General features: G+C 52.0%; 8 protein-coding genes and 1 tRNA gene. 6 read left to right on the plus strand and 3 right to left on the minus strand.

The window, feature by feature from the left end:
* Positions 1–282: 282 nt before the first annotated feature.
* From QVO99_RS08070 to QVO99_RS08080, 3 genes are read left to right on the plus strand one after another with little or no spacing between them, the layout of a single operon-like run.
* Positions 283–1,299, plus strand: a complete 1,017-nt coding sequence (locus QVO99_RS08070; RefSeq protein WP_022317108.1) for a sugar kinase — start codon at positions 283–285, stop codon at positions 1,297–1,299.
* 10 nt (positions 1,300–1,309) lie between these two features.
* Positions 1,310–2,665 (plus strand): MATE family efflux transporter, encoded by a 1,356-nt coding sequence (locus QVO99_RS08075; protein ID WP_022317109.1) that lies wholly within the window; start codon positions 1,310–1,312, stop codon positions 2,663–2,665.
* A 31-nt stretch (positions 2,666–2,696) separates the two neighbouring features.
* Complete coding sequence (locus tag QVO99_RS08080; RefSeq protein ID WP_022317110.1) at positions 2,697–3,590, plus strand: HAD-IIB family hydrolase; 894 nt, start codon at positions 2,697–2,699, stop codon at positions 3,588–3,590.
* A gap of 19 nt (positions 3,591–3,609) precedes the next feature.
* Here the strand turns inward: QVO99_RS08080 and rlmD are convergent, their stop codons facing one another.
* Positions 3,610–5,028 carry a 23S rRNA (uracil(1939)-C(5))-methyltransferase RlmD gene (gene rlmD / locus QVO99_RS08085; protein ID WP_022317111.1) on the minus strand — a complete coding sequence of 473 codons (1,419 nt, stop codon included), beginning with the start codon at positions 5,026–5,028 and terminating at the stop codon, positions 3,610–3,612.
* A gap of 639 nt (positions 5,029–5,667) precedes the next feature.
* Between rlmD and QVO99_RS08090 the strand changes: the two genes are divergently transcribed.
* From QVO99_RS08090 to QVO99_RS08100, 3 genes are all read left to right on the plus strand, one after another.
* Positions 5,668–5,740, plus strand: a tRNA-Lys gene (locus tag QVO99_RS08090).
* A 158-nt stretch (positions 5,741–5,898) separates the two neighbouring features.
* The gene (locus tag QVO99_RS08095) at positions 5,899–7,614 is read left to right on the plus strand and encodes an ATP-dependent DNA helicase (RefSeq protein ID WP_022317112.1); all 1,716 of its coding nucleotides are present in this window, start codon (positions 5,899–5,901) and stop codon (positions 7,612–7,614) included.
* Positions 7,496–8,107 (plus strand): HRDC domain-containing protein, encoded by a 612-nt coding sequence (locus tag QVO99_RS08100; protein WP_288177067.1) that lies wholly within the window; start codon positions 7,496–7,498, stop codon positions 8,105–8,107. Before QVO99_RS08095 ends, QVO99_RS08100 begins: the two co-directional genes overlap by 119 nt.
* Here the strand turns inward: QVO99_RS08100 and QVO99_RS08105 are convergent.
* Positions 8,079–8,702: a trimeric intracellular cation channel family protein gene (locus QVO99_RS08105; protein ID WP_022317113.1), complete on the minus strand. Its 624-nt coding sequence runs from the start codon at positions 8,700–8,702 to the stop codon at positions 8,079–8,081. The two genes, QVO99_RS08100 and QVO99_RS08105, sit on opposite strands and share 29 nt — an antisense overlap.
* A partial coding sequence (locus QVO99_RS08110; protein ID WP_288177068.1) for an NAD(P)-dependent oxidoreductase occupies positions 8,702–9,406 on the minus strand: 705 nt, incomplete at its 5' end. The genes QVO99_RS08105 and QVO99_RS08110, both read right to left, overlap by 1 nt.

The raw sequence follows: 9,406 nt of genomic DNA on the forward strand, positions 1-9,406 counted from the left end.
AAGCGATTTGGGTTTAATTTGATTTGAAAATGAAGCTGAATGAAACAACTACCCTATTAGGAATACAAGCAAGCCTAATTCTCAAAATTCCGTCAAATGGCAACGTTTACGCTAATTAAGTTTAAGAATAGAGGTGAATATTTCAGTATGAAGAATAAAAAATGTAATTTTGAAGCAAAATTGATTTAAATAATCCGCTCAAATTACCTGTCTGCCCCATCGCAGACAAACTTTCAAAACACGAGTAGAAACAAGGAGAATAACTAAACATAAACAATAGATATGACAAGAAACAAGATAGTCACTTTTGGTGAAATCATGCTACGCATGACGCGCCCCGACAAACAGCGCATCACGCAGGGCAGCGAATGGCTTGGACTGTTCGGCGGCAGCGAGGCCAACGTGGCCGTGTCGCTTGCTATGCTGGGCGACGAGGTGGAATACGTGACCCGACTGCCCCGGAACAAAATCGGCGACGCCTGCAGGAACGAAATCCGCAAATACAACGTTGGCACAGATTTCATCGCCTATGGCGGCGACCGTCTTGGACTCTATTACTACGAGGAGTCGGCTGCGCTCCGGGGGTCGAGCATCGTGTACGACCGCGAAGACTCTTCGCTCACCATGATGCAGAAAGGCATGATAGACTGGAAGGCGGCTTTTGCCGACGCCAAGCTGTTCCACTGGTCAGGAATCTCATGCGCCCTGTCAGAAGGAGCCGCCAGTGCCACACGCGAGGCAATAGAAACGGCTGGCGAAATGGAACTTGTGGTGTCGTGCGACATAAACCACAGGGCAAACCTGTGGAAATATGGCGCTGATGCCCACGATGTGCTCATGCCGATGGTGGCACAGAGCGACATAGTTTTCGGCACGGCTGGCGAATGGCAGCTAATTACGGGTCTTAAAGCCCCCGACTTCAAAGCCACTTCAAGCGACTACGTATTGGAAGAAGGGGCTTATCTCGAATTCTTCCGCCATGCACAGAAGATACTGCCCAAGGCGAAGAAGATGATCATAGCGCTGCGCAACACGCTCTCTGCCAACCACCACCTGCTCTCAGGAGTGCTCTATGCCGACGACAGGCTCTACACGGCGCGTGTCTACGACATAGACAACGTGCTCGACCCGATGGGCGTGGGCGACGCTTTCATCGCTGCCTACGTGCATGCCTTCTCCAAGAACGGCAACGACAACAAGAAGTGCCTCGACTTCGCCCTCGCGGCTTCTGCATTGAAAAATACCATCCCCGGCGACTTCAATCTCGTAACAGAAGAGGAGGTGGAGGAAATCATCTGACATACTTATCATGAAAAGCAACAGCAAAGAGATAGACATGCTCCACGGACCGCTGCTGAAGAAGATTCTCGTCTTCGCCCTGCCCTTGGCTCTAAGCAGCATGATGCAGCAGCTGTTCAATTCAATCGACGTGGCTGTGGTGGGACATTTCGCCAGCAGGGAGGCACTCGCCGCCGTGGGCAGCAACGGACCGGTGATAAACCTTCTCATCAACCTCTTTATCGGCGTATCGATGGGAGCCACGGTGGTCATATCCAACCACATCGGACAAAGAGACGACAACAGCACGAAGAAGGCAATCAGCACGGCGGCATTCGTGGCCGTGGCAAGCGGAATATTCCTTATGTTCCTGGGCTTTATGGCAGCAAGACCCATCCTCGAACTCATCGACACGCCCGACGACGTGCTCGATCTTGCCGAACTCTATCTCAGGATATATTTCTGCGGAATGCCTTTCCTCATGGTGTTCAATTTCGCCGCAGCCATCCTGCGAAGCATCGGCGACACGAAGCGTCCGTTATACATTCTGATAGCGGCAGGAGTGGTGAACGCCTTGCTCAACCTCTTGCTCGTGGTGGTCTTCCACATGAGCGTGGCTGGCGTGGCAATCGCCACGTGTATAGCCAACGCCATAAGCGCCACGCTGATAGTGAGGATCCTCATCAGCGAAGCCGAGCCCTACAAGCTTGACGTGAAGGGTATCCGCGTGGAATGGAAGGAGCTGAAAAGGATGCTCCAGATAGGTGTGCCGGCAGGAATACAGGGAATGATTTTCTCATTTTCCAACGTGCTCATGCAGTCGGCAATCAACGGCTACGGCTCGGCGGCGATAGCTGGCTCGGCGGCGGCCCTCAATTATGAGTGTTACTGCTACTTCATCGTTGCTGCCTTCAGCGGAGCGGCGATAAGTTTCGTAGGACAGAATTATGGTGCCGGCAACATGCTTCGGGTGAAAAGGATTTACTGGATTTGCATGGCTCTGAGCTTCGCCTTGTGTTGTATTTCCAACCTCCTCATAGCTTGGCAGCACGACCTGTGTCTCAGCGCTTTCTCCACCGACGGCGAGGTGCTCGACTATGGTTCAAGAAGGATGATGGTGGTGCTCACCACCCAATGGATAGCATGCAGCTACGAGATTTCGGGTGCTGCCCTCAGAGGTATGGGACGATCGATGCTGCCCACGCTGATTACAATCGTGGGCACGTGTCTGCTCAGGATATTCTGGATATTCGTAGTGGCACGCCATTGGCACGGCTTCCAGACACTAATGGGGATATACCCCGTTTCGTGGATGATAACGGGTTGTATGATGCTCACGGCTCTATATCTCACGTTCAGAAAAATGGAAACGCAAGAAGCTGCATAAAAGAAAATCAGATTCAACAGGAAACAATAATATGTACGAAAACAACACCCTCTATGTCTCCGACCTCGACGGAACGCTGCTCAACGACTCTTCGATACTATCGCCTGTCACAGAGCGGACGCTCAACGAGCTGATTGCCGATGGGGCGCTCTTCACCATCGCCACGGCACGCACTCCTGCCACCGCCGTAGACCTGATGAGAAACGTGAATACCAACATCCCGTTCATCGTAATGGCTGGATGCGCTCTATGGGACAACGGGCGCAGGGATTACATTTCGGCAAGGACAATCTGCCCTAACCACATGGCAAGAATCCTCGGCATCTTCGAGCGCCGGGGCAGCCATCCCTTCGTCTACCACCGCCGTGGCAACAAGATAGTGGTGGAGCACGTGAGCGAGATGACCGATGCCGAACTCGACTTCATCCGTCCGCGCATCCTTTCGCCATACAAATGCCTTGAAACCGTGGAGGGTTCTGAGCTGAACATCGACACAAGCGACGTGATGCTCATCTTCGGCATGGGCAACTTTGACCATCTCAGAGCCATCGCCGATGATATCGACAGGGAGAGAATCCCGTGTTCATACAACTGCTACCATGATATCTTCGACAAGGGTCTGGGCTTCATCGACATCTATATGGAGGGCACCACAAAGGCGCTTGCCATCGAGCAGGTGAAGGCTGCCACGGGTGCCGAGCGAGTGGTGGTGTTCGGCGACAATCTGAACGATATCCCGATGATGCGTGCCGCAGATTGGAGCGTGGCGGTAGAGAACGCCTATTCTGAAGTGAAGCTCGCCGCCAGCGAGGTCATAGGGCTTAATACCGACGATGCCGTGGTGAAATGGATAAAGGAAGACCGTTTCCGTTTAAAGTCCCCCCAGATCCACTCTTCTAAAATTCAAAGCCCAAGCAAGCTTTAATGGCCGGCTTGGACTCAAATCATTTCAGTTCCAACGCCACCACATTCTCCACATGCGGAGTATGCGGGAACATGTCTACGGGCTGTACAGCCACCACCTTGTACAAACGGTCGAGGAGCTGCAGGTCGCGTGCCTGTGTGGCAGGGTTGCAGCTCACGTATACGATGCGTCTCGGCTTTGCCCTGAGGATTGTCTCCACCACGTCTGGATGCATTCCGGCACGTGGCGGGTCGGTTATTATCACATCGGGACGGCCATGACCGGCAATGAACTCGTCGGTAAGAATATCCTTCATGTCGCCCGCAAAAAAGAGCGTGTTGCCGATGCCGTTGATGTCCGAATTCACCTTGGCATCTTCGATAGCTTCGGGCACGTATTCAATCCCCACCACCTTCTTGGCGCTGCGTGCCACGAAGTTGGCAATCGTTCCCGTTCCGGTATAGAGGTCATAGACAACCTCCTCGCCTGTGAGACCGGCGAACTGGCGTGCCACGGAATACAGATGGTATGCCTGGTCGGTGTTGGTCTGATAGAAACTCTTCGGTCCCACCTTGAAGCGAAGACCCTCCATAATCTCGAAGATATGGTCGTTGCCTTTGTAGAGAGTCAGCTCCAGGTCGCCGAATGTGTCGTTACACTTCTGGTTGTCAACATATAGCAGCGAGGTTATCTGCGGGAATCTGTCTGCCAGCGCCTCCATGAGCTGCAGCGAGCGCTCGCGGTCGCCCTCTTCGTCGTAGTGGAACTGCACGAGCACCATCCACTCTCCTGTATTCGAATTCCTCACCATAACGTCGCGCAGCAGCCCTGTCTGCTGTCTGAGGTCAAAGAACGTGAGGTCGTTGTCGATCGCATACTGATAGATGAAGTTTCTGATTTCGTTTTGCAATCCGTCCATCAGATGACAGTTGTGGATTGGCAGAATCTTGTCGAAGGCTCCCGTGATGTGGAATCCTATAGCCCTCATCTCCCCTGCCGGCTCACCGCTGGCAATCTCCTCGCGAGTCATCCATCGCTTGTTGGAGCAGCCGAACTCCAGCTTGTTTCTGTATTCGCGAATCTTCCGGCTGCCGAGGATCGGCATGAACTCCGGCAGCTCCACCTTTCCGATGCGTGTGAGCTGCTCATACACCTGCCGCTGCTTCATCTCGAGCTGCTTATCATATGGCAGGTTCTGCCATTTACATCCGCCACACACTCCGAAGTGCTCGCAGAAAGGCTCTTCCCTCACGGCACTTTTCTCTACGAAGCGTATCACTTCAGCTTCCATATAGCTATGTCTTTTCTTCCTCACCTGCAGGTCTACTATGTCGCCCGGCACGCAGAACGGCACAAACACTACCATGTCGTTCACTCTCGCCAGCGACTTACCCTCAGCCGCACAGTCGGTTATCTGTATGTTCTCAAGTATTGGTAACGGTTTTTTCTTTCTTGCCATAATTGTCATTATTTCTGTATCATTGCCGCAACCTTCGGATTACGGCTTATTGTCAGGAAGCCATCCGCCAGGACTGACTGACGGCGACTTCTCGTTTGCAACTGCAAAGATACGAATATATGGAGGGAAAAACAAATAAACGGACTTCCACAATCTGCAAAATTCTGTTAATAAAGCGCTGTGTCCACGTTAATAGATAATAGGCTCATCCGACAAATGCGTAGTTTTTATTGTGTAGCGAAGAACCAAATAGTCAGCCTTTCGCGAAGCAGACTTGGGGCATTACCATTCCATAACCATGGTTCTTTTCATTGGCTTTTAATAGACTTTTGGGGTAAGAACCAACAGTTTTTTGCATCGTTCCAACGACTTATCAAATCCCAATCGGTCATCAGGACGCTTAAACTGCCAAGATAAAAGCAACACACTAGTATACCTGCCGACTCAAATAAAATCTTCGATGGATATATACCCGCATCTATATATTAAATAATGTAATTACAGACACTTTTGTAACAAGAATTTACCAAAACAACATTTTATTAAAAAAAAAAAACGTAAACATTTGGAAGTTTAAACAAAACTCCATACCTTTGCACTCGCAATTCGGAAATCACTAAACCGATAGCAATTGAAAATGCGCCTGTAGCTCAGTTGGTAGAGCATCTGACTCTTAATCAGAGGGTCCAGGGTTCGAACCCCTGCAGACGTACTTAAGGAGGCTTTTAAAAGTCTCCTTTTTTTGTGTATATACCTATTCTACACAAAATAGAAACAGTGTTTCACGGCATTACGAATGACGGAAAACGGAAAACAATAGCAATCTGAGCAAATTAGAAACTCTGCAATACTCAAAAATCCACTGTCTCCATGAACAACAATACCCCAGACAACTACATAGTGACAAGCCCTGAATGGGAGTCGGCATGGAAAATAGCCAACGAAACCGGCAACAACCTCTTCCTGACAGGCAAGGCGGGCACGGGAAAAACCACTTTTCTCCGCCAGCTGAAAAAGAAATCAAAGAAGAGGATAATCGTAGTGGCACCAACGGGAATAGCGGCGATAAACGCCAGAGGAGTGACCATCCACTCCTTCTTCCAACTACCTTTCTCGCCCTACGTGCCAGGCACCCACACGGGAAACCAGCAACAGCAGCACTACAGATTCGGAAAGGAGAAACTGAGGATAATACGCGGAGCAGACATCATGGTAATCGACGAGGTGAGCATGGTGAGGGCCGATCTGCTCGACGCCATCGACGACGCGCTGAGGCGGCTGCGACGAAGCGACAAGCCGTTCGGAGGGATGCAGATGCTGCTCATCGGCGACCTGGAGCAGTTGGCACCCGTAGTGAGAGAGGAGGAATGGCGGATGCTCAGCCAATATTACGCCTCGCCTTACTTCTTCGACAGTAGGGCACTGAAAGCCACCGACTACGCCACGATAGAACTGAAACAGGTATTCAGACAGGACGACATGCATTTCGTGGAACTGCTCAACAAGATACGCTCTAAAAACATCGACGACGAGGCACTCAGCACCCTGAACTCTCGCTGCATACCCAATTTCAAGCCGCGCAAAGAAGACGGATACATAAGGCTCACCACACACAACAGCTTCGCACAGGCGACAAACGACAGGGAAATGGAAGCACTGCCCACAAAGCCATACACATATACGGCAACCGTGGAGGGCGACTTCCCTGAACTTTCCTACCCCACAGACGGAAAACTGACACTGAAGATGGGAGCACAGGTGATGTTCGTGAAAAACGACTCATCGGCAGCCAAACTCTTCTACAACGGCATGATAGGCGAAGTGTGCGCCATAAACGAAAAGGGGTTTAGCGTGAGACCTGCCGACAGGGACGGCGTAATCGACGTGGAAAGGGAGACATGGCAGAATTGCAAATACAGGATAAACGCAGAGACCAACGAGATTGAGGAAAAGGTGGAAGGCACATTCAGCCAGTTTCCCGTAAAGGCGGCATGGGCAATAACAATCCACAAAAGCCAGGGACTGACATTCAGCCACGCCATTATCGATGCTCACGCCTCGTTCACACACGGACAGACCTACGTGGCGCTGAGCCGATGCAAGACGCTGCAAGGCATGGTGCTCGCCGCACCAATCACACGCAGTTCGCTGATAAGCGACTCTACGGTGGACGCTTACACCAGGGAAATCCGCAACGGCATACCTACGGAGAGCGACGTGGAAAGGATGCGGCGCGCTTACACCACGAGCCTCATCACACGGCTATTCGACTTCAAGCCACTTGGGGTGGCGCTGGCAAACATCACCAGGGTCATCGACGAACATCTATACAAGGCGTATCCCGACCTTCTGCAGCAATACAAGGTAGCGCTGGAGACTTTCAAAAGCGACGTGGAGACTGTAGCGGCTAGATTCAAGATGCAATACGAGAGAATGGCAGCCGTGACAAAGGAAACGNNNGGCAGCCGTGACAAAGGAAACGGCCGGCGGCTGCGTAGGCGACGAACTGCAGGGGCGCATAACGAAAGGGGCGGTTTATTTCCTGGAGAAGACAACTACCATCTCCGACCTGCTGAAGAAATCTGAACTAGCCACAAACAACAAGCAGACAGCCAAACAGGTTGCCAACGCAAAGGAACTGCTGGCTGAGGCGCTGATTATGAAAACGGGAATGCTGGAATATGCACGCAACGAGAAATTCTCAGTTGACGGATATCTCACCCACAAGGCTGCGCTTCTCCTTGGCGACAACCGCCAAGTCGCTGCAGCGGAAAGGAAAAGAACCCAAACGGCGACTGCTGCCAAGGCAGACATCCCCGAAGATGCAGCCCATCCATTGCTGCTCGAAACGCTGAAGCAATGGCGCCACACGAAAGCCACGGAGGCAGGACTGCCGGCATACTGCATACTGACCACCAAGGCGCTTACGGGCATAGCCTGCCTGCTGCCGACAGACATTCACACCCTAATGACAATCCCTCAGATCGGCAGAGTGAAAGCCGAGAAATATGGTGAGGAGATTGTCAACATGGTGTGGAAATACAGAGAGACTATTTTTTCCAAAGATCAGGGTCTTTGAGCACTGGCAGCGAAATGCTGTATTTCACGGCGAGAATTCTCACCACCACAACTGCCCAGAATGTGATAATGACCGTAAGTGCCACAGGCACGCCAACGAGCGTGCAGACCCAATAAACGAGACCGCCCAAAATGCAGGCGATGGCATAGATCTCCTTTCGGAAAATCAGCGGCACCTCATTCACTAGCACGTCGCGAAGCACACCGCCGGCAGCTCCCGTCATGCAGCCCATGATGATGGCCACCCAGAACGGATATCCGGCAATCAGGGTCTTCTGCAGTCCGGCGATGGTGAAGAGGGCAAGACCAAGGGTGTCGAATAGGAACCACGTCTTGCTGAGCCGCGTGAACTGACGTTTCAGCATCACAAAAGTGAGAAGGGCGAACGCCGTGCATACCATATATACAGAATTGGTCATCCAGAAAGGTGCCTGCCCGAGCATTACATCCCTTATCGTACCGCCGCCGATAGCAGTGGCAAGACCTACTACATAGCCGCCAAACCAGTCGAAGTTCTTCGACGAGGCGGAGCGTATGCCCGATATGGCAAACGCGAAAGTTCCGAGAAGCTCGATTATAAACTGCAACGACTCCATCAGCTGACCACGTTTTTTGGCGTTCCACCAATGAATGCCCTCACGTTGTCTACCGCTATGCGCATCAGGCGCTGGCGGGCGTCGAACGTTGCCCATGCCACATGCGGTGTGATGAAGGCATTACTGCATGAAAGAAGCGGATTGTCCTTGCGCGGCGGCTCCTGACACATCACGTCGGCGCCATAGGCTGACAGTTGTCCAGACTTGAGCGCCTCTGCCACGTCGGCCTCGTTGACGAGAGGTCCGCGGCCTGTGTTTATGATGATTGCCCCGTGACGCATCCTGGCGATGGTCTCGGCGTTTACGAGTTCGCGGGTCTTGTCGGTGAGCGGACAATGAAGGGTTAGGATGTCGCACACTCCGAGAAGTCCCTCGAAGGTGGTCTTCTGTATTCCTTCAGGCAGACTAGCTGAATTCTTGCTCGTGTCGGCATAAACCTCCATACCGAAGTTGCGGGCTATATTTGCCACCTTCATTCCGATATTTCCGAGTCCAACGATTCCTAGCGTGAGTCCTGACAGTTCAGGCAGCGGCGTGTCCCAATAGCAGAAATCCTTGTTTGAGCTCCATCTGCCCTCGCGGTTGAGGCGCGCATAGTGAGCCACACGGTTCGTGATGTTGAGAATGTGGGCAAAGGTCATCTGCACCACGCTGTCAGTACTATAGGCAGGAATGTTGGTCACGGTCACTCCGCATTCAGCGGC

The organism is Prevotella sp. CAG:592 (assembly GCF_000436015.1).
Lineage (GTDB): Bacteria > Bacteroidota > Bacteroidia > Bacteroidales > Bacteroidaceae > Prevotella > Prevotella pectinovora.

Excerpts from the sequence above, each read along its gene's own strand:
- QVO99_RS08070 (WP_022317108.1), top strand. The coding sequence starts at position 283 with ATGACAAGAAACAAGATAGTCACTTTTGGTGAAATCATGCTACGCATG.
- QVO99_RS08075 (WP_022317109.1), top strand. The coding sequence starts at position 1,310 with ATGAAAAGCAACAGCAAAGAGATAGACATGCTCCACGGACCGCTGCTG.
- QVO99_RS08080 (WP_022317110.1), top strand. The coding sequence starts at position 2,697 with ATGTACGAAAACAACACCCTCTATGTCTCCGACCTCGACGGAACGCTG.
- rlmD (WP_022317111.1), bottom strand. The coding sequence starts at position 5,028 with ATGGCAAGAAAGAAAAAACCGTTACCAATACTTGAGAACATACAGATA.
- QVO99_RS08105 (WP_022317113.1), bottom strand. The coding sequence starts at position 8,702 with ATGGAGTCGTTGCAGTTTATAATCGAGCTTCTCGGAACTTTCGCGTTT.